The sequence below is a fragment of the Acinetobacter sp. YH12126 genome, assembly GCF_013418745.1.
Classification (GTDB): domain Bacteria; phylum Pseudomonadota; class Gammaproteobacteria; order Pseudomonadales; family Moraxellaceae; genus Acinetobacter; species Acinetobacter amyesii.
In genome coordinates this window covers 1-19,249 of record NZ_VPBM01000013.1, presented here as the reverse complement: position 1 = coordinate 19,249, position 19,249 = coordinate 1, and the positions used below count along the sequence as shown (strand labels likewise).

At 39.9% G+C, this 19,249-nt stretch carries 16 protein-coding genes; 11 read left to right on the top strand and 5 right to left on the bottom strand.

What is annotated here, in order from left to right:
* Positions 1–50 precede the first annotated feature (50 nt).
* Positions 51–1,472 (bottom strand): cysteine--tRNA ligase, encoded by a 1,422-nt coding sequence (cysS, locus tag FTU62_RS10700; RefSeq protein ID WP_180102639.1) that lies wholly within the window; start codon positions 1,470–1,472, stop codon positions 51–53.
* 356 nt (positions 1,473–1,828) lie between these two features.
* On the opposite strand from cysS, the gene FTU62_RS10695 reads away from it, so the two are divergent.
* The 11 genes from FTU62_RS10695 to FTU62_RS10645 all read left to right on the top strand — a co-directional run bounded on the left by FTU62_RS10695 (position 1,829) and on the right by FTU62_RS10645 (position 12,519).
* Positions 1,829–2,806 (top strand): SIS domain-containing protein, encoded by a 978-nt coding sequence (locus FTU62_RS10695; protein ID WP_168377848.1) that lies wholly within the window; start codon positions 1,829–1,831, stop codon positions 2,804–2,806.
* Positions 2,807–2,810: 4 nt separating this feature from the next.
* Positions 2,811–3,350: an HAD family hydrolase gene (locus FTU62_RS10690; protein WP_078188762.1), complete on the top strand. Its 540-nt coding sequence runs from the start codon at positions 2,811–2,813 to the stop codon at positions 3,348–3,350.
* Between the two features lie 35 nt (positions 3,351–3,385).
* A complete protein-coding gene (lptC, locus tag FTU62_RS10685) occupies positions 3,386–3,928 on the top strand; it encodes an LPS export ABC transporter periplasmic protein LptC (protein WP_180027055.1) in 543 nt (180 codons plus the stop codon).
* Positions 3,918–4,484 carry a lipopolysaccharide transport periplasmic protein LptA gene (lptA, locus tag FTU62_RS10680; RefSeq protein ID WP_111883783.1) on the top strand — a complete coding sequence of 189 codons (567 nt, stop codon included), beginning with the start codon at positions 3,918–3,920 and terminating at the stop codon, positions 4,482–4,484. Before lptC ends, lptA begins: the two co-directional genes overlap by 11 nt.
* A complete protein-coding gene (gene lptB / locus FTU62_RS10675; protein ID WP_180102638.1) occupies positions 4,484–5,227 on the top strand; it encodes an LPS export ABC transporter ATP-binding protein in 744 nt (247 codons plus the stop codon). Before lptA ends, lptB begins: the two co-directional genes overlap by 1 nt.
* Positions 5,228–5,393: 166 nt before the next feature.
* Positions 5,394–6,917 (top strand): TolC family protein, encoded by a 1,524-nt coding sequence (locus FTU62_RS10670; protein ID WP_180102690.1) that lies wholly within the window; start codon positions 5,394–5,396, stop codon positions 6,915–6,917.
* Entirely contained in the window at positions 6,914–9,040 is a 2,127-nt protein-coding gene (locus FTU62_RS10665) for a type I secretion system permease/ATPase (protein ID WP_180023828.1), read from the top strand. The genes FTU62_RS10670 and FTU62_RS10665 overlap by 4 nt, the downstream gene beginning before the upstream one ends.
* Before the next feature lie 3 nt (positions 9,041–9,043).
* Positions 9,044–10,234 carry an HlyD family type I secretion periplasmic adaptor subunit gene (locus tag FTU62_RS10660; protein ID WP_078193562.1) on the top strand — a complete coding sequence of 397 codons (1,191 nt, stop codon included), beginning with the start codon at positions 9,044–9,046 and terminating at the stop codon, positions 10,232–10,234.
* A 102-nt stretch (positions 10,235–10,336) separates the two neighbouring features.
* Complete coding sequence (locus tag FTU62_RS10655) at positions 10,337–10,936, top strand: YigZ family protein (RefSeq protein WP_180102637.1); 600 nt, start codon at positions 10,337–10,339, stop codon at positions 10,934–10,936.
* The gene (locus FTU62_RS10650; RefSeq protein ID WP_180102636.1) at positions 10,929–11,546 is read left to right on the top strand and encodes a DapH/DapD/GlmU-related protein; all 618 of its coding nucleotides are present in this window, start codon (positions 10,929–10,931) and stop codon (positions 11,544–11,546) included. Before FTU62_RS10655 ends, FTU62_RS10650 begins: the two co-directional genes overlap by 8 nt.
* A 130-nt stretch (positions 11,547–11,676) precedes the next feature.
* Positions 11,677–12,519 carry a universal stress protein gene (locus tag FTU62_RS10645; protein ID WP_078193559.1) on the top strand — a complete coding sequence of 281 codons (843 nt, stop codon included), beginning with the start codon at positions 11,677–11,679 and terminating at the stop codon, positions 12,517–12,519.
* Between the two features lie 211 nt (positions 12,520–12,730).
* Here the strand turns inward: FTU62_RS10645 and FTU62_RS10640 are convergent, their stop codons facing one another.
* From FTU62_RS10640 to mutS, 4 genes are all read right to left on the bottom strand, one after another.
* The gene (locus FTU62_RS10640) at positions 12,731–13,396 is read right to left on the bottom strand and encodes an O-methyltransferase (RefSeq protein ID WP_180034771.1); all 666 of its coding nucleotides are present in this window, start codon (positions 13,394–13,396) and stop codon (positions 12,731–12,733) included.
* A 131-nt stretch (positions 13,397–13,527) separates the two neighbouring features.
* Positions 13,528–14,250 (bottom strand): D-Ala-D-Ala carboxypeptidase family metallohydrolase, encoded by a 723-nt coding sequence (locus FTU62_RS10635; RefSeq protein WP_180102635.1) that lies wholly within the window; start codon positions 14,248–14,250, stop codon positions 13,528–13,530.
* Between the two features lie 138 nt (positions 14,251–14,388).
* The gene (gene fdxA, locus FTU62_RS10630; protein ID WP_004651686.1) at positions 14,389–14,712 is read right to left on the bottom strand and encodes a ferredoxin FdxA; all 324 of its coding nucleotides are present in this window, start codon (positions 14,710–14,712) and stop codon (positions 14,389–14,391) included.
* Between the two features lie 385 nt (positions 14,713–15,097).
* Complete coding sequence (gene mutS, locus FTU62_RS10625) at positions 15,098–17,728, bottom strand: DNA mismatch repair protein MutS (RefSeq protein ID WP_180102634.1); 2,631 nt, start codon at positions 17,726–17,728, stop codon at positions 15,098–15,100.
* Positions 17,729–19,249 lie beyond the last annotated feature (1,521 nt).

Below are 19,249 nucleotides of genomic sequence, written 5' to 3'. Positions count from 1 at the left end.
TATAGAGAATTTCACACAACTGTCAACTCTCTATGCTTCTGTTTGCTTAATTAATCAGCACGGCGCCAAATAGTGCCTTGACGAGTATCTTCAAGAACAACCCCTTGATCCAGTAAAGATTGACGAATTTCATCTGCTTTGGCAAATTCTTTAGCCTTTTTCGCATCTTTACGTTGTTGAATTAAATCTTCAATCTGTTCTTCTGATAAGCCTAATGCTTCCTGACCGATATCAGATTTCAGGAAATCATCTACATTGTGTTGCACCAAACCTAAAATATTGGTCAAGTGACGCAATGTCGAATAATACACAGCCGCTTGTTCAGTATTTTCATCTTTTACGGCACGGTTCAATTCTTTGTTGACTTCAAACAATACCGCAATTGCTTCTGCGGTGTTGAAATCATCACGCATAGCGGCATTAAAGCGCTCAACTAAAGCATCATCCAAAGTTTCTACGGTTTTTTCACCATAGACTTGCTGATAAGCTTTAAATGAATGATAGAAACGGGAAAGGGTATTTTTCGCTTCTTTTAAAGCAGTGTCAGAGAAGTTTACTGGGCTACGGTAATGTGATGACACAATAAAGAAGCGAATCACTTCAGGGTGGAATTTATCCATCACATCACGAATAGTGAAGAAGTTACCTAAAGACTTCGACATTTTTTCGCCATCGACATTAATAAAGCCGACATGCATCCAGTAATTAACATACTGTTCGCCAGTAGATGCCTCAGATTGCGCAATTTCATTTTCATGATGCGGGAAAGTTAAGTCTGAACCGCCACCATGAATATCAAAATGGTTACCTAAGCAGCAGGTCGACATCGCTGAACATTCAATATGCCAGCCCGGACGGCCATTGCCCCAAGGCGAAGCCCAAGAAGGTTCATTTTCTTTGGCATGTTTCCAAAGCACGAAGTCAAAAGGATGTTTCTTTTCTACTTCTACATCAACGCGTTCAGAAGCACCAGCCTGCATATCGTCAAGTTTACGACCCGAAAGACGACCATATTTGGCAAACTTTTCAACTTCAAAATAAACATCGCCATTTGCAGATGGATATGCTGTACCTTTGTTGACTAAGTTACCAATCATATTCTGCATTTGATCGATATAGTCTGTTGCACGTGGTGCTTCATCAGGTGCTGCACAACCTAAATTGGCAGCATCTTCGTTCATGGCCTTGATAAAGCGATCGGTTAAAGCAGTAATGCTTTCGCCATTTTCATTGGCACGGGCAATGATTTTGTCGTCAATATCGGTAATGTTGCGAACGTATTTAACGTTCCAGCCCTGACTGCGCAGGAAACGGATAATGTAGTCGAATGCAACCATAACTCGAGCATGACCAATATGACAGTAGTCATACACAGTCATTCCACAGACATACATGTCGATATGTCCTTCTTTGCGAGGTACGAATTCTACTTTTTTACGTTGCTCTGAGTTATATAGAACAAAAGGTTGCATAGGTCTTCAAATTGTTTCTACCAAAAGATGGCTCATCTTAACCTAAGCATTTTTTTTCATAAAGTTAAAACCCAAAAAAGCAGATATTTTTTAATGCTTGATGTAATTGTACTGCTGGAAAAAGAAGTTGAAGGCTCATTTGATTCGGGCTGAATTTCATTTGAGAGTTTAATTCAATTTATCTGTTCCTAAGATAAAAAAGAAGAAATGCATCTTTTCTGCATAATTCATGAATTCTTATACATTTGGAAACGTGCTATTTGCATAGATATGATAAAATTGTGAAAATTTTTTATTTTGAAAGTGAGAGCGCACCTCTCACGGCTTAAGGTATAACAACTTTGAATCCACCAAATATGCCGAATCAAGTCGATTTTCAGAAAGTCGCATTAGAAACTTTGCGTATTGAAGAGCATGCTTTACAAGTATTAGCGACGCAAATAGATGATCGTTTTAGCCAAGCCTGCGAAATCATTTTACAGTGCAAAGGGCGTTTAGTGATTACTGGTATGGGCAAATCGGGTCATATCGGTCGTAAAATGGCTGCTACTTTTGCCTCGACAGGTACACCATCTTTCTTCATGCATCCGGGTGAAGCTGGGCATGGTGATTTGGGCATGTTGGTTAAAGGTGATGTGCTCATTGCAATTTCAAACTCAGGTAAGAGTGATGAAATTATGATGCTCATGCCGTTGATTAAACATTTGGGCATTCCTTTAATTACCATGAGTGGCGACAATAAAGGTCCCATGCCACAAAATGCCGATGTCGCATTGACCTTGGGTAATATTCAAGAAGCTTGCCCTTTGGGTCTAGCGCCGACCTCAAGTACCACTGCAACATTAGCCTTAGGTGATGCACTTGCAGTTGCATTATTGGATGCACGTGGCTTTACTTCAGATGATTTCGCACGTTCTCATCCTGCTGGAGCGTTGGGTAAACGTTTGTTATTGCATGTAAAACATCTTATGCATACAGGTGAAGACTTACCAAAAGTGTCGCCAGAGACACCAATGAATAAAGTTCTGTATGAAATTTCAAATAAACGTTTGGGTCTCACCACGATTGTCGATGAAAACGATACCTTATTGGGTATCTTTACCGACGGTGACTTACGTCGTTTGATTGATAAACAGCAAGGCTTTGATGTGAATATGAAAGTCTCAGAAGTGATGATTAAAAATCCTTTGACGATTTCACAAGAAGAACGCGCGGTACATGCTTTAGAACGTATGAACGAAAAGAAAATTACACAATTTGTAGTTGTTGATGATGCCAATAAAGTGATTGGGATTATCAGCATGCATGATCTGATTCAGGCTGGGGTAAATTAAGAAAATGGCATCGTATGTATTGCTAGAACAAGCGCGTCACATTGAAGCACTGGTACTGGATGTAGATGGAATTTTAAGTGATGGATTTGTAACGTTGACCAATAGCGGCGATGAAATCAAATCCTTTGATATTCGAGATGGCTTAGGCATGAAGTTGGTGCAAAAAGCGGGTATCAAAGTCATCATTATTACTGGCCGTAAAAGTAATATTGTTGAAAAACGCATGTCTGACTTAGGTGTGGACTTGGTTTTTCAAGGTCGTGAAGACAAAGGCGTTGCTTTGACAGAAGCCTGCGCACAGTTCGGTATTGATCCTTCAGATTGCTTATATATGGGTGATGACTGGCCCGATCTTTCAGCCTTTGCTATTGCAGGGATGAAAGTGACCGTGCCGAATGGACATTTAGAAGTACGTCGCCGTGCAGATCTTGTTACGCAGGCGATGGGTGGACGTGGTGCTGTTCGTGAAATTTGCGATATGCTTTTAGTTTCTAAAGGTGTATACCAGGAACTACTTGAAAAATATGCAAGTGCACCTTATTAATAAATTGATGCAGTCATTGGATTGAATCTCCGCTTATGGATACTAAAGTTTTATACGTGACAGCTGTGGTCATTGCTGCAGTAAGCGGTGGTTTTTACTATTTCGGTGGAAAGGGTAATAAGCTTCAGGCGGACTCTTCGAAAAGTATGACTTACTCAGCTGAAAACATTAACCTGACGCAGACTGATGAGCAGGGAAAATTGCATATTCGTGCGCAAGTCGATCGACTTGAGCAGGATTTGCAAAAGCAAACGTCTCATTTGGTCAATCTGAAAGCATCGACCTATCAAGATGGTGCTGTCGATGCCACGTTCTTTGCTAAACAAGCCAATGGTATGGATGATAACCAAAAAGTCGTACTGAGTGACAATGTGGTTGCAACGAAATTGATGCGTGAAGGGCAAATGGAGTTTCGTACTGAGGAACTAACTGCTTTTCCAAAAAAGCGTGAAATAGAAACGGACAAGACTGTAACGGTGATTTCACCACAAGCCGAATTTGTCAGCCAAGGTTTAAAAGCAAATTTAAACGACGGACAATACGAATTTTTTAATATTCGAGGAAAGTATGAACCATAATTTTAATCGAAAAACAGCAAAAACTTTCCTAAAACGTACAGCGCTACTCGGTTCACTGGCGTTATGTTCAGTTGCAGCTTTTGCTTTGCCTTCAGATCGTAATCAACCGATTTCATTGGTTGCCGATCGTGCAACATTTAATGAAAAAACCGGGATTACGACGTATACCGGTAATGTCATCATTGAACAGGGTTCGATGAAGCTTCAGGCAAACTCAATCGTTGCGAACTTAAACAGCAAAAAAGAGATCAGTACGATTACAGCAACGGGTGGGCCAGCACATTTCCAACAAAAAACTGACCCTGCCAAAGGCTATGCAAAAGGCCAAGCTCAGAAAATCGTCTACAATGCTGAAACTGGAATTATCACCATGACGGGTGGTGCTTTGTTACAACAAGATGGTGCAAGTATTCGTGGTAATAGCCTGAAATACAGTATGAATAAAGGTGACATCGTTGCTGAAGGTACACCAAATAAATCTGGATCTTCTTCAGGTCGTGTTCAAATCGTGATTCCACCGTCAAGCACTAAGTCCTTCCCAGGAGCACGTGATTAATGGAGCAAACCTCGCAAGTTCAAACTTTATGTATTAAACATTTAGCCAAAAACTACAGTAAGCGTTGGGTGGTAAAGGATGTATCCTTTAGCATGCAAAGTGGTCAAATTGTGGGTTTACTTGGTCCAAATGGTGCAGGTAAAACCACAAGTTTCTATATGGTCGTTGGTCTAGTGCGTATGGATAAAGGTGAGATTCATTTAGATGATCTTGATTTGTCTGACTTGGCAATGCATGAGCGCGCACGTAAAGGTATTGGTTATCTACCTCAAGAAGCATCTATTTTTAGAAAATTAACCATTTCTGAAAATATCATGTCGATTTTAGAAACCCGTAAAGATCTAAATAAGCAACAACGTCAGCAACGTTTAACGGAATTGCTTGCCGACTTTAAAATCACACACATCAAAGATTCTCTTGGTATGAGTGTGTCGGGTGGTGAGCGTCGTCGTGCGGAAATCGCGCGTGCGTTAGCGGCAGACCCTAAATTTATGTTGCTAGATGAACCTTTTGCAGGGGTCGATCCTATTTCAGTGGGTGATATTAAAGACATTATCCGAACATTGAAAGATCGTGGTATTGGCGTATTAATTACAGATCATAATGTGCGTGAAACCCTTGCGATTTGTGAGCATGCTTATATCGTGAGCGAAGGTTCAGTGATTGCAGAAGGTACTCCAGAAGAAGTCCTTGAAGATGAAACGGTACGTAAAGTTTATCTTGGTGATGATTTTACCGTTTAATTGAATAATATAAGAAATTTCCCGTTGAATGGCGCTAGTTTCCTTCAGCGGGTTTATGTTATTGTCTGAAATGACAAAAACTGAGCGATTAATCTAAAAAATTAACAAGAATTCAGTATACTTTAAACTAAAAATACGACCTGCAAAAATCATGCGATTACGAAAGATGAATGGTCCAGAAGTTGGGCGTCCGCGTAAAAATAAGTGCAATTTCTTTTGTATATTATTATTACCCTTTTCCATTGGTTCAGTGTATGCAGCAGATACCGGCACTGCACAAAGTACCATTCAAAAGACATTAGATAAGATTTTTTTATCTAATAAGCCTAAACCTTCTGCCGAAAAAATTAACATCACAGAACTCAGTAAATATAATTTAGATACCTCACGTGTACAAGAAATGCCTGCCGTTGCTTATGGTCGAACGCAACAAGGCAGCTATAATCCAAACACAGTAGCGAAGAATCTAAGTTTTATTGATGCGATACATATCGCCGTCCAAAGACGTCCAGAAATTACGCAAAGTATTGCTACAGTTGCATCGCAAAACGCTAATATTGACCTAGCGAATGCTGCATATTATCCCCAAATTTCAGGTGGATTGAGCACTGCAGATCTGACTAAAGGCGAGCGTGGACGTCAGTTGGTATCTTTAAATGCGACGCAGATGTTATATGACTTTGGTAAAACCAAAAGTGCTGTTGGTATCGAAGAAGCAAAAATGTTACAAGAGCAGGCTAATGTACTTGTAAATTTAGATGAAGTTTCTTTTGATGTTGCAAATGCAATTATCAACATTAAACGATATCAAGAAGTGGCTAAAATTGCGCAGCAGCAAATTGCCGGTGTGAGTCGGATTGCTGAGATTGCTAATTTACGTGCAACTGCAGGGATCAGTAGTCAAGCAGACCCTATTCAAGCCAAGTCAAATTTAGAAGCTGCGGAATCAAATTTAATTGTGCAAGAAACTCAACTTCGACAGTACCAACAGCGACTTCGTACCTTGTTAGGTTTTGATGTAAGTCAGATCAATTGGGTGATACCCGATCGCATCTTAACAGCAGCGGCTTTATATGAGGATCCGGACTTCAAGATGATTCCGAGCATGATGAAAGCACAGGCTGGGGTTGAAATTGCCAAATTGCAAAAGCAACAGTCAAAATTAAGTGCTTATCCAACCCTCAATGTCAAAGGCAGTCTGAGTCAGGCGGTGAATGGCCGTAATCCAAATAATGATGAAGATGATGGTTTATATAATTCAATCATGTTGGAAGCCACCAGTAATTTTTACCAAGGTGGGGCAATTGCAGCGCAAACACGTGCCGCTAGCTATGCAGAAGAAGCAGCAAAAGCACAAGTAAATACAGTCTATTTGGATGTGATTGATCAAGTCCGAATGATTCGAGAACAAATCGAAAATAAAAAGCGTCAAATGTCGATATTGGTGCAGCGTCGTGAAACAACTGTAAGAACTAAAGAACTGTATCAAGAACAATATAAATTAGGAACTCGAACGGTTGTCGATCTACTGAATGCAGAGCAAGCCATACATAGTGCCGCACAAGAAATTGTGACATCACAATATGATATCTACTCAGCACTTGCGCAGTACATCCAAGTGACAGGACGTTCACGAAATATTTATGAACTTAATAATATATCTATTCAGGGGTTTGAAGTTCAGCCATGAGTAATACAATAAATTATCAACCGTGGCTACAAGCGGTTATGAATATTGCAAAGCATTATCGAATTGAACCCTCTGAAGAACGTATACGGTTGCAGTTGGATTGGGATCAACACAAAAATGCCGATGAACTGGTCGCAGTGATGGCACGCCAAATTGGATTAAGTGTTCGTAAAAACAAATACGACATAAATCTACTTAATCCATGGCGCTTACCTGTATTGGTCGAGTTCATCAGTGGTGAAGTGGGTGTGGTAGAACGCATCGACGTAGACGGCAATGCCAGTGTTCAACTAAGCGGTGATGAAGGCCTATCTCAAGTCTTCTCTATTGAGCGATTGAGCCATGGTGTTCGCAATATTTATATTCTGCGTCCAGAGTCATCTGTACCCGATGCACGTGTTGATGAATACATCAAGCCGTTTGAAAAAAATTGGTTCTGGTCGATTGTTTTAAAAGACTGGAAACGCTACATCGACATTATGTTTGCTTCATTAATGGCGAATATTTTGGCCCTAGCCACTATTTTGTTCTCAATGAACGTGTACGACCGCGTCATTCCATCTCAATCTGTACCGACTTTATGGGTACTTGCCGGTGGGGTGTTAATTGCAGCGATATTTGAGTTTGCACTACGTGTTTCACGAATTTATTTATCGGATATTATTGGTAAACGTGCCGATTTGAAAATTTCCGATCGTGTATTTGGTCATGCATTAAGGATTAAAAATAGCGAACGTTCAAAATCAACAGGTACTTTTATTTCACAAATTCGTGAATTAGAAGGGGTACGCGAAATGGTCACTTCGACGACTGTTACCGCAATTGCCGATTTACCGTTTTTCTTCTTGTTTTTGTTCATCTTCTGGTTAATTGGCGGCAATCTATTTTGGGTCATGCTGTTGGTGGTTCCTTTGATGATTATTCCAGGGATTTTGGCGCAAAAACCATTGGCTAAACTTGCACAAATGGGTATGCGCGAGTCTTCGATTCGTAATGCATTATTGGTTGAATCTGTGCAAGGCATGGAAGATATCAAATTACTTCGTGCTGAATCACGCTTCCAAAACCAATGGAACCACATGAATGAAGTGTCTGCTGATGTCAGCATGCGTCAACGTAAAATCGTGGGCTTAATGTCGGCATGGACACAAAAAATTCAGGGTCTAACATTTGCAATCGTTGTACTCGTCGGCTGTTTTGCTGTGATGAAAGGTGAAATGACCACAGGTGCTTTGGTGGCTTGTTCGATTTTGTCCTCACGAATGTTGGCACCAATTTCTGCACTGGCTGGGGTATTAGGTCGTTTACAACAGGCTAAAGTGGCGAAAGCAGGTCTTGATGAACTCATGAAGAAACCTGTCGATCAACCGGATTATTCTCACCTTATTCATCGACCATCAATTAATGGTCATTATGAACTCAATGGTGTGTCATTTAAGTATGGTGAAGATGATCCACGTCCAAGTCTTTTAATTCCAAAACTGGAAATTAAGGCTGGAGAAAAGATCGCAATTTTGGGCCGTAACGGTGCTGGTAAGTCGACGCTACTCCAATTGTTATCGGGTATGCAAACGCCAGTACAAGGCAAAGTTAAATTAGATGGGATTGAACTGTCTTTAATCGACCCCGCAGATGTGCGTCGTGATATGGGGCTATTGAACCAAAATGCACAGTTATTCTACGGTACGATTCGTGAAAACTTGACCTTGGGTGCTCCGTTGGCTACGGATGAACAATTGATTGAAGTACTGAAAATTACGGGTGCAATTCACTTTGTTCAAGAGAAAAAAGAAGGGTTAGACCATATCATTTTAGAAGGTGGTGTAGGCTTCTCTGGCGGTCAACGCCAAGCTTTGTTGCTTGCACGCTTATTGATTCGTCAACCCAATATTTTATTGCTTGATGAACCTACAGCAGCCATTGATGACGTTTCAGAGAAGCAGCTGATCGATCATTTAAAAGGTTATTTACAAAACCGAACTATGGTCGTGGCAACACACCGTCGTGCGGTACTTGAGTTGGTTGACCGCATTATTGTGGTGAATGAAGGTAAAATTGTCATGGATGGGCCACGTGATCAAATTCTGAATCAGAATGCTCAGAAAAAAGTAGCTGGGGCTTAAATCATGAGTGAAAATAAACAAGAAATACAACGCTCGACCAAAGTCAGCTTTAAAGAGCCACCATTACCGAAATCGAGTTTAATCATTTGGATTATTACGATTGGTCTGGCCATTCTTTTAGTTTGGGCTTGGTTGTTTAAATTAGAAGAAGTCTCTACAGGGACAGGTAAAGTGATTCCATCTTCGAAAGAACAAATTGTTCAGTCGCTTGAGGGAGGTATTTTAACCAAGTTGAATGTGAAGGAAGGTCAAATTGTTGAACAAGGTCAAGTCCTTGCGCAACTCGATCCAACACGCTTCGCATCAAATGTTGGTGAAACCGAATCTTTACTTGTGGCATCACGTGCGACAGCAGCACGTTTACGTGCAGAAGTGAATGGTACACCATTAACCTTTCCTGAAGATGTTCAAAAGATTCCAGCTTTAGTGAAGGAAGAAACCGCTTTATATCATTCACGTCGTGCAAACTTGGAAGAATCTGTTGCCGGCTTAAAACAAGCTTTGGTATTGGTTCAACAAGAATTGGCCATGACTGAACCTTTAGTTGCTAAGGGTGCAGCAAGTGAAGTTGAAGTACTTCGTTTAAAGCGTTCAGCGAATGACTTACAAAATCAGTTAAATGATGTCCGTAACCAATATTTGGTAAAATCACGGGAAGAATTGTCGAAAGCCAATACTGATATTGAATCACAGCAACAAGTGGTGAAAGGCAAATCAGATACACTCAGCCGTACCGTTTTTAAATCTCCAGTTCGTGGTGTGGTCAAAGAGATTGATGTGATGACATTGGGCGGTGTGATTCCGCAAAATGGTAAATTGATGACCATTGTACCTTTGGATGAACAGCTTTTGGTAGAAGCACGTATTTCACCGCGAGATATTGCTTTTATTCGTCCGGGTCAAGAAGCCTTAGTGAAAATTACGGCATATGACTATTCGATCTATGGTGGTCTAAAAGGTAAAGTGACCGTCATTTCACCAGATACTTTACGTGATGAAGTGAAACAAGATCAGTTCTATTATCGTGTTTATATCCGTACAGATAGTGATAAATTAAGCAATAAAGAAGGTAAAAGTTTTAGTATCACTCCGGGTATGGTGGCGACAGTTGATATCCGTACCGGCTCGAAAACTGTACTTGAGTACTTAATCAAGCCATTCAATAAAGCAAAAGAAGCACTTCGCGAACGTTAATAGCGCAGTGCCAATCAAGCCTCCAGCATTGGGGGCTTTTTTGTGGATGTAAGTCTTTCAAAAAACGCTATAATATCCTTTGATACAGGATCTAAAGACGTTATGCCATTTACACTCGCCGCACAGTTTGAATATGAAGAAGACATTAAAAAAAGTCGTTTTCAAGCCATCGCAGTTCCTGTGGAAAATGAACAAGCCGTTAAAGAATTTCTCGAAGCCCATAAAGATATCTCAACAACACATCAGTGTTGGGCATGGAAAATTGGACATACCGTACGTTTTAATGATGATGGTGAGCCTTCAGGCACAGCAGGTCGGCCCATTCTAGCAACCATAGAAGGGAATGACCTAACCAACGTGTTGGTCTTGGTTAATCGTTGGTATGGCGGAATTAAGCTCGGGACAGGGGGATTGGTACGTGCCTATGGTGGCTGTGCAGGTCAATGCCTTTTACAAGCTGAAAAAATTGAACTTATTGAGAAGAAAAAAGTGCAATTTAGTTGTCAGTTTAATGAATGGGCAATTTTCCAATATGAACTCAATCAGCAGCAAATTGAATTTCAGGAAGACTATACAGCGCAGGGCGTAAATGTACTTGCAGCATTGCAAATTCATCAAATCCAACCGCTACAGTTAAAGATTCAAGATGTAACTCGCGGACGTGAACAACTGTATATCGTAGAGGCTGCTGAAGATGAATGAAATAGATCCATTATTGAAATATCGAGAGCAACATAAGCATCGTCTAAATTATATGCCTTGGTTGTATTGGTCACTCAAACCGAAAAATCGTGGTTGGGCCGAAGCTTGGCAACAGGAATATCAAGACTATCTCAAATCGATGGAAACCGTTGAAATTGGTGAAAACTGTTTTATATCGCCATTGGCTCATATTTTTGCCGAACCGGGACGTAAGATTGTTATTGGAGATAACAGCTTTATTGCGGCGGATTGCACTTTGCATGGCCCAATAGAAATAGGCAATGAAGTGGCGATTAATCATCACTGTATTTTAGATGGTGGGCGAGTGGGCATCAAAATTCATGATCAAGTTCGTATGGCGGCATATTGCCATCTATATGCTTTCGATCATGGAATGGATGTCAATCAACCGATCTATCAACAAGCTGTACGTTCACAAGGGATTGAGATAGAGCATGATGTTTGGTTAGGTGCGCATGTTGGAATCAAGGATGGTATTCACATTGCTGAGCAGGCTGTAGTCGGCATGAACAGTATGGTGACGAAAAATGTTGAAGCGCGTGCAATCATTGCGGGAAATCCTGCAAAATTCATTCGATATCGTGAATAAGTAATCGCCAAATACTTCATAAATATTTTTTATGCTTACACAAATGCATGCACAGTGAAACAGAGTTGTGATAAGTTAAAAATAACAAACAACATTTTATAGCCAAGCAATAATAAAACGAGGGCTAATCATGAAACGAGTTATCGCCTGTATCGACTCTTCTCCATGCATTAATGCACTAGCTGATGCTGCTGCTTGGGTTGCTAAACAAACTCACCGTGAGTTGGTTTTACTGCAAATACTTGATTACTATCCGGCAAGTTATCACTTAGGTGAAATCAGTGGCGTGATTGGATTTGAAAGTAATGCCATGCTCTTAAAAGAACTCGCGGAGTTAGAACAAAAACAAAGTGATTTAGCGTTAGATTATAGTAATAACTTGCTCAAACACATTTCTGAAATGATCCAAGATAAGCATGGGATTCAAACCACCCATATTCAGGAAAAGGGTGACTTCTTAGAGCAAAGTTTTAATATTTTGCAAGATGACGATATTGTTTTAATTGGTCGCGTTGGTGAACGTTCAGCAGAGCGTAATAAGCCGCTGGGTAGTAATGTTGAAAACTTTATTCGTGGTGCAAGTTGTACAGTTATGACCGTAGGACCAACGTTTAAACCACCGACTCGCTTTATTTTTGCCTATGAATATTCGCCTAAATGCGTTGAGTTAATGAAGCGTGTGGCACAAAGTGATCTACTCAAACTCTTACAATGTCATTTGGTTTATGTTGGAGATCACCCACAAATCTTGGATGATCCAAAAAATTATTTAACCAATGCCGGTCTAGATGTGGTGACGGAATACCGCTATGGCGATGTTTCGGAAAATATTCTGGACTATCAACAAGAGCATGGCATTCAGTTAATCGTACTGGGTGCGTTTAGCCACAGTAAAATCCATCAGTTCTTCTTGGGTAGTATCACCACCAGTATTTTCAGAAATTCGAGTGTTCCATTGTTGGTTGTAAAATAAGTTGAGCAAACGAACAGAGTTGATTTAATAGACGGACAATTACGAGTAAATAAATAATAAGTTGTTGATTTAAAAATAATCAGAGTTATCCTCAAAAAATGTGGATAACTCTGTGTGTAGTATTTGTAAGTAATTGTTTTTGAAATAAAATATTATATTGATTGTTTTTTATACCTTTATTCGAGGTGTTTAAAAAACACCTCGATTGAGATTATTTAACGATTGCAATTGCAAAACCGTCATGACCTTTGCAACCAACAGTTTGAAGTGCTGTGCAAGATAAAATTTTCGGATGATTTTGCATGGCTTTGAACATATCACGGATACCTTCAATGCTGGGTTTATGGTTTTCAGCGTTCAGAATCTCGCCTGCACGAATTACATTGTCTAAAACAATCACTGTACCTGAATGAGATAAATTTAAGCTTAATTCTAAATATTCAGGGTAGCTCTGTTTGTCTGCATCGACAAAAATAAAGTCAAAAGGTTCGGTATCTTCAGGAAGGGCACGTAAAATATCTGCCGCACGACCACATTTCAGTTCAATCGTTTGTGTAAGCTTTGCATTATCAATATTTTCTTGACCGAGGGCCGCGTGTGTATCACGACCTTCAATGGTCAGAATGTAACCATCATCAGGTAATGCGCGTGCTAACCACATGGTGCTATAGGCTGCAAAAGTTCCAAGTTCTAAAACGCGTTTACACTTGTTCATTTGGATTAACATTTGAAGCAGCATGCCTTGATTGGCCGCTACAGCAAGATGATCAGGAAAGCCACGTTCATCCGTATGTTGAAGTGTTTGGGTCAATATTGGATCTTCAGGAATTAAATGTGAATCGATGTAAGCATCAATGTCTGTCCACATTTGTTGCATGTTGTCGCACCTCGTGATTGATGCAAGCATTTTAAACCTTTCCACTAACATCGCAATTTATTGTTCTGTATTTGAATATTTTATGTACAAAAAAGACCTCCGAAGAGGTCTTGATATGACGATGTAATGTTTTAGTAATTACACATTGAAGAACGACTTGAGTGATCAGGTCCCCAAGTACGGTAGCCTTGAGTATCAATATGAATTTGTCCGCTGGCATATAAACCTAATCCCATATTGAGACTCTGCCCGTGTTGTGACCAAAATTGGCATAAACGGAACTTGGTATTTTCAATATAACTGTAGTCTTCGGGCTGCGGGTACGCAGGTCCAATACGGAAATCAATCGCCGAGTTATATAGGTGACGAGATGAGCTTGCACCACCAGCACATTGGTTCAAAGGCAAATCACGATAAACCGAAGTTACTTCAAAGTCCGTTAAAATATTGGCAGCAACTAAATATTTAAAGACACGTAAGGTCGCAATTTGGTTTTGCCATAATTCACGGTTAGGCACCATATATTCTGACCGACCACATTTTTGCCAATCACGTGCAGTACGCATCAGCTCAAATGAAGGGATGATATTGCCTACACCATTTTTCTCTAAAAAGACTTCATAGTCTCGAACGCGACGTAAATTATCAATAGACGCGACCCATGAGTTGTATGCATAAGGCACCACTTTAGGCGGGGCTTGTCTGATGGTCGTCACTTTTTCTTGAGGTATGTAAATACGTTTACCGTCGGGAGTTGTAATAGTGTGACCTTGTTTTTGTGGTGTAGTTGTACAACCAATGAAAACAAGAGGGAATATTGCAACGGACAATAATCCCTTGAGTAAATGCTTCATTATAGAAATCAATTATTTATAAACTCGTTCTATTTTAATCCAATTTGATTGAGAAAATTTGAATAATTTGCAATGAAATGTGTGCTTTAAGTATAAAAAAAGATCAGCATGTGCTGATCTTTTCATGAAAGCGTAAAATTACTTTTCAAGATATTGTAATTTATCAGCTTTACCGTTCCATTCTTCACGGTCGGCAGGTTGATCACCAATTTGAGTGATGTTCGGCCATTTTTGAGAAAGTTCAGTATTAAGTTCGATAAATACTTCTTGACCTTCAGGTAACTCATCTTCAGAGAAAATCGCGTTAGCTGGACACTCAGGTTCACATAGCGCACAGTCGATACATTCATCTGGATTAATAACAAGGAAGTTTGGACCTTCATAGAAACAGTCAACAGGGCAAACTTCTACGCAGTCTTGATATTTACATTTAATACAGTTTTCAGTGACAACAAAGGTCATGGCGACAGCTACCTAAAAAATATGGTTCTAATAAACTAATGGTGTATTTTAGGCAAAAAATAGGGTAACTAACAATTCCTTTTATTGATAATTATTATATGCAGTGCTGTTAAAATCACTAAAAACTGAACAATTTATGTAAATTTCACAATGAATGAGAATCATACTCAAAAATTGATTAAATTACATCTGTTTATGGAACAATATTTTTAATGTGCATTTTATGCATGAAACATTTATCAACATTAATTTTTTATCAATTTATTGCTGAATAGCCGCAGTAGTAAATAGCAAACATTCACTAATTTACGCGTTTCAATGGTGTCAATGCAAAGAATACCTTCATAGGTGTTCTTTGCATATCTCATCTATCGTTTCTGCTTAATTAGATCTTAAGTAAATCCTTTAAAGCGTAAAGCTGTTGTAATGCTTCACGTGGACTTAAGTTATCGATATCAATATCTGCTAAGGCATCAAGTACGGGCGATGTTTTTTCAACTTCAACTACGCGTTCGATGACTTCAGGCTCTGCGAGTGCCGAGAATAGATCGGTTTGTACAGCCGTATTGAGTTGCTGTTTTTGCTGAGTTTCTAATATACGAAGGCGATTTTGCGCTTCTTTGATCACAGCTGCAGGAATCCCCGCAAGCTTTGCTACTTGTAGACCATGACTTTGACTCGCAGGGCCTTGTTGAACTTTATGCAGTAAGATCAGGTTGCCATTAAGCTCACGAGCAGTTACATGATAGTTATCGATATTAGCGTCTTTACCTAATTCAGTGAGCTCAAAATAATGCGTTGCAAATAGGCATAAACATTTAATACGACGCGTGAGATCGAGCACACATGCCCACGCCAAAGATAAGCCGTCATAGGTACTCGTACCACGCCCAACTTCATCCATCAGTACCAGTGATTGATTGGTCGCATGATGTAGAATCTGTGAGGTTTCAGTCATTTCCACCATGAAGGTTGATTTGCCTGTAGACAAGTCGTCGGCAGATCCTATACGGGTAAATATCCGATCGATCGGCCCTAATACGGCAGATTGGGCAGGGACAAAGCTACCACAGTAGGCTAATAAGCTGATTAAGGCAGTTTGGCGCATAAAGGTCGATTTACCGCCCATATTTGGCCCTGTGATAATCGCCATACGGTGATTAAAGTCCAAACTAGTATCATTTGGAGTAAATGCTGATTTGCTCAGAGATTCCACAACAGGGTGACGTCCGGCTTTGATTTTGATACCAACTTCAGGGCTATATTCAGGACGTGACCAATTGCGTAATCGCGCTTGATGGGCAAAATTGGCCAATAAATCAATTTGCGCTATAGCGGCGCTCATCATTTGTAAGTTGCCAATATCTGCACGTAATTCATCGAGTAATAGTTCAAAAAGCATTTTTTCGCGCGCTAATGCACGTGACTCACTTGAAAGCACCTTATCTTCAAAGGATTTAAGCTCAGGGGTAATGTAGCGTTCAGCATTTTTAAGGGTTTGGCGGCGAATATAATGATCAGGTGCTTGTTCAGCTTGTGCGCGAGTTAGTTCAATATAATAACCACTAACTCGGTTATAACCAATTTTTAAGGTTGAAATTCCGGTTTGTTCACGCTCTTTAATTTCAAGATCAATGAGGAATTGTCCCGCATGGTCACGAATTTTACGTAGTTCATCAAGTTCAGTGTCGAAACCCTCGGCAATCACATTTCCATCACGTAAAAGCACTGGCGGGTTTTCTACGATGGCAGACATGAGACGCTCATGTAAGCCGTGAAAATCACCCATTTCATCATTTAACTGAGCGATCAGCTTAGATTGGTGTGACTGAATGATCGGTTCAAGTGCATGTCGAAGATAGGGAATTTGTGCACAAGTTTGACGTAACTGAACTAGGTCTCGTGGACGAGCACTGCCGAGAGCTACACGAGATAGCACACGTTCAATATCACCAATTTCTTTGAGAACTAAGCGGATCGGAGACTCATGATAGCCTTGCAGCATCGCTTGTGATGCATCTAAACGTGCATCCAATAAAGCGGTATCTCGTAAAGGCTGCATTAAGGTACGACTTAATAGACGGCCACCCATCGCAGTTTGGCAATCATTGATAAGTTGGAGCAGGGAAGTGCCATGTTCAAATAGGGGATCAATCAGTTCTAAGTTACGACGAGTGACGGGGTCGAGCGCCACAAAATCACTACTTTGTTCGAGTTGAATGCTGCGGATATGTGGTAAAGCAGTTTTTTGAGTCACTTTTGCATAGTGAATCAAAGCCGCTGCGGCAGCTTTCGCCAAAGGTAAATGGTCAATACCAAAACCTGAAAGTGTGGCAACTGCAAATTGGTCACACAGCGTTTTTTGTGCGTTATTTAAATTGAAGTCGACGTTTGGACGTTTGGTAACAGGGCAGTCTAATTGACGTTTAATTTGCTCGACAATATTCGGATCAATAAGATCTTCATCAATCAAAATTTCGCTCGGCATTAAACGAGAAAGTTCGATTGCCAATTGTTCCAGTTGATAGTCCATTTGCTGAACTTTGAAAATACCTGCACTGAGGTCTAGTAAAGCAATCCCGATTTGATTTTGTTGTAAGCAGATCGCGACTAAATTTGAACTTTGATGGGAGGCAATCAGTGCATCGTCCGTTAATGTCCCCGGGGTAATGATACGGACAATTCCGCGCTCAACCGGCCCTTTGCCTGTCACTTCACCAATTTGCTCGCAGATCACCACCGTTTCCCCTTTTTTTACAAGGCGGGCTAAATAGCCTTCAGCAGCATGGTATGGGACACCAGCCATAGGAATAGGTTCACCATTGGCTTTACCACGATGTGTTAATGTAATTCCTAAAAGTTTTGCTGCCTTATGCGCATCTTCAAAAAAGAGCTCGTAAAAATCACCCATCCGATAAAACATCAGTGAATGCGGATTTTGCATTTTGACTGACATGTACTGTTGCATCATCGGGGTCAGGGTTGAAAGGTCAACTTTGGAATTATCAGCTTGCATGAAACGAAATACCTTAAAATAAAAATTTGTGCGCTGCTAAACGAATAACACTGTTTTGATGAAAATTGGATTTAGAAAAAGTCCTTATATTTATATTGTCTCTTCATTCAAAACCACAGGTGTACGTTAACAAATCGTGTTGCTGATTCTAGCAAAAAAAGTGGTAGGAAAATGCCAGAAAAGGTTTGTCTGCATGTAAAAAAAGCAGACTTGAGTATTCTTTAAAACACTAAAATATCTCAGTATAAATTCAAAAAGCTTAGACTGACTCAAATACTAGGCTATGCTTCAGCCTGAGCTAATCGATATTGGTTGCGATCGCTACCTTATGCAAGGTAAAGTGCACGATCGGCAGCCTATATAAATTTCTGAATTTTATAAGATTTAGATGGAATGATCGTTTCCGTACCGATGCTAATCTTCACAAATTCAGACATATGGCTGGCTGGATGTGGAAGTTCGAGTGATTAAGTTCTGCATAATAAATCGGCTGCCAAAGGTTCAATTTTCAGCTTCAGTTAACACCCTAAAGAGGAGTAAAAACTATTCGCTGCCATTGTGTGCAGCTAACTCACTATTTCGATTGGTGATTTGAGCCAAAACCTCTGCAATTTGGGTCAGGCAGATGTCAACCGCCTGATGACCTAAATGATCAGTTTAATTTTCAAAAATTCGATATCGATCACCATGATGCTTAAAGGCTGTTGATGGCGTAGGGCATAATGCCATAGCTATTCTAAAGCTCCTTATAATGGACGACAGTCAGTGGTCATGTTCTACCAACCCGTAACCATGGCAATATAAAAACGCATACCAACAAAGGCATAGATGATGACCACGGCATACTTCATGGCTGCATGTAATAGCGCATCATTGTGATCATTACAAATCATAGTAAAGATGATAAATATAATCGCAACAGCGCACATCGAGCCTAGACAAGTATAAACATTAAAATAAGGGGTTAATGCGGAAAAAAAGAAAAATCCCATGCGATCAGAGTGATAAACACTACCCAAATATACAGAGGAATCTACAAAACTGCGTTATGGAATCACTTGATAAATCCCCGTACATGACAGGGCATACAGGAGAAAAATAATGATTCCGCGAAAACAAAATTTTTTCGCCGCTTCATCGCGGTAGAGCGGTTGATAAATGGATTATAAACTTGACGTAAAATATACTTAATTTTATATAGTTATGATTAGACCCTTAATTTCACAGAAGAAGTGACTTAAAGCCTTAAAATTTCATAATTCGATATGCTCATAAAAAATTAGGAAATGGGCACAATATTTTGAATTTATTTTACAATAATTTATCTCCAATATAAGGTTTATGTAAAGTTTAACGAGTGCCTTTGAGTTTTAAAATAATTAAAAAAAAGCTTATATAGTAAGCCTCTTTCATAAATCAAAAAACGAACAGTCTCTTGCTGATTATTTGTACCGAAGAATTTTAAATATTCATGCATAATCTGCGGATGAAATATATCGATTCAAAGAAGCTTTCTGAAAC

What these genes read in the sequence shown, in the direction of transcription:
- cysS (WP_180102639.1), bottom strand. Translation starts at nt 1,472, where the DNA reads ATGCAACCTTTTGTTCTATATAACTCAGAGCAACGTAAAAAAGTAGAA.
- FTU62_RS10695 (WP_168377848.1), top strand. Translation starts at nt 1,829, where the DNA reads ATGCCGAATCAAGTCGATTTTCAGAAAGTCGCATTAGAAACTTTGCGT.
- FTU62_RS10690 (WP_078188762.1), top strand. Translation starts at nt 2,811, where the DNA reads ATGGCATCGTATGTATTGCTAGAACAAGCGCGTCACATTGAAGCACTG.
- lptC (WP_180027055.1), top strand. Translation starts at nt 3,386, where the DNA reads ATGGATACTAAAGTTTTATACGTGACAGCTGTGGTCATTGCTGCAGTA.
- lptA (WP_111883783.1), top strand. Translation starts at nt 3,918, where the DNA reads ATGAACCATAATTTTAATCGAAAAACAGCAAAAACTTTCCTAAAACGT.
- lptB (WP_180102638.1), top strand. Translation starts at nt 4,484, where the DNA reads ATGGAGCAAACCTCGCAAGTTCAAACTTTATGTATTAAACATTTAGCC.
- FTU62_RS10670 (WP_180102690.1), top strand. Translation starts at nt 5,394, where the DNA reads ATGAATGGTCCAGAAGTTGGGCGTCCGCGTAAAAATAAGTGCAATTTC.
- FTU62_RS10665 (WP_180023828.1), top strand. Translation starts at nt 6,914, where the DNA reads ATGAGTAATACAATAAATTATCAACCGTGGCTACAAGCGGTTATGAAT.
- FTU62_RS10660 (WP_078193562.1), top strand. Translation starts at nt 9,044, where the DNA reads ATGAGTGAAAATAAACAAGAAATACAACGCTCGACCAAAGTCAGCTTT.
- FTU62_RS10655 (WP_180102637.1), top strand. Translation starts at nt 10,337, where the DNA reads ATGCCATTTACACTCGCCGCACAGTTTGAATATGAAGAAGACATTAAA.
- FTU62_RS10650 (WP_180102636.1), top strand. Translation starts at nt 10,929, where the DNA reads ATGAATGAAATAGATCCATTATTGAAATATCGAGAGCAACATAAGCAT.
- FTU62_RS10645 (WP_078193559.1), top strand. Translation starts at nt 11,677, where the DNA reads ATGAAACGAGTTATCGCCTGTATCGACTCTTCTCCATGCATTAATGCA.
- FTU62_RS10640 (WP_180034771.1), bottom strand. Translation starts at nt 13,396, where the DNA reads ATGCAACAAATGTGGACAGACATTGATGCTTACATCGATTCACATTTA.
- FTU62_RS10635 (WP_180102635.1), bottom strand. Translation starts at nt 14,250, where the DNA reads ATGAAGCATTTACTCAAGGGATTATTGTCCGTTGCAATATTCCCTCTT.
- fdxA (WP_004651686.1), bottom strand. Translation starts at nt 14,712, where the DNA reads ATGACCTTTGTTGTCACTGAAAACTGTATTAAATGTAAATATCAAGAC.
- mutS (WP_180102634.1), bottom strand. Translation starts at nt 17,728, where the DNA reads ATGCAAGCTGATAATTCCAAAGTTGACCTTTCAACCCTGACCCCGATG.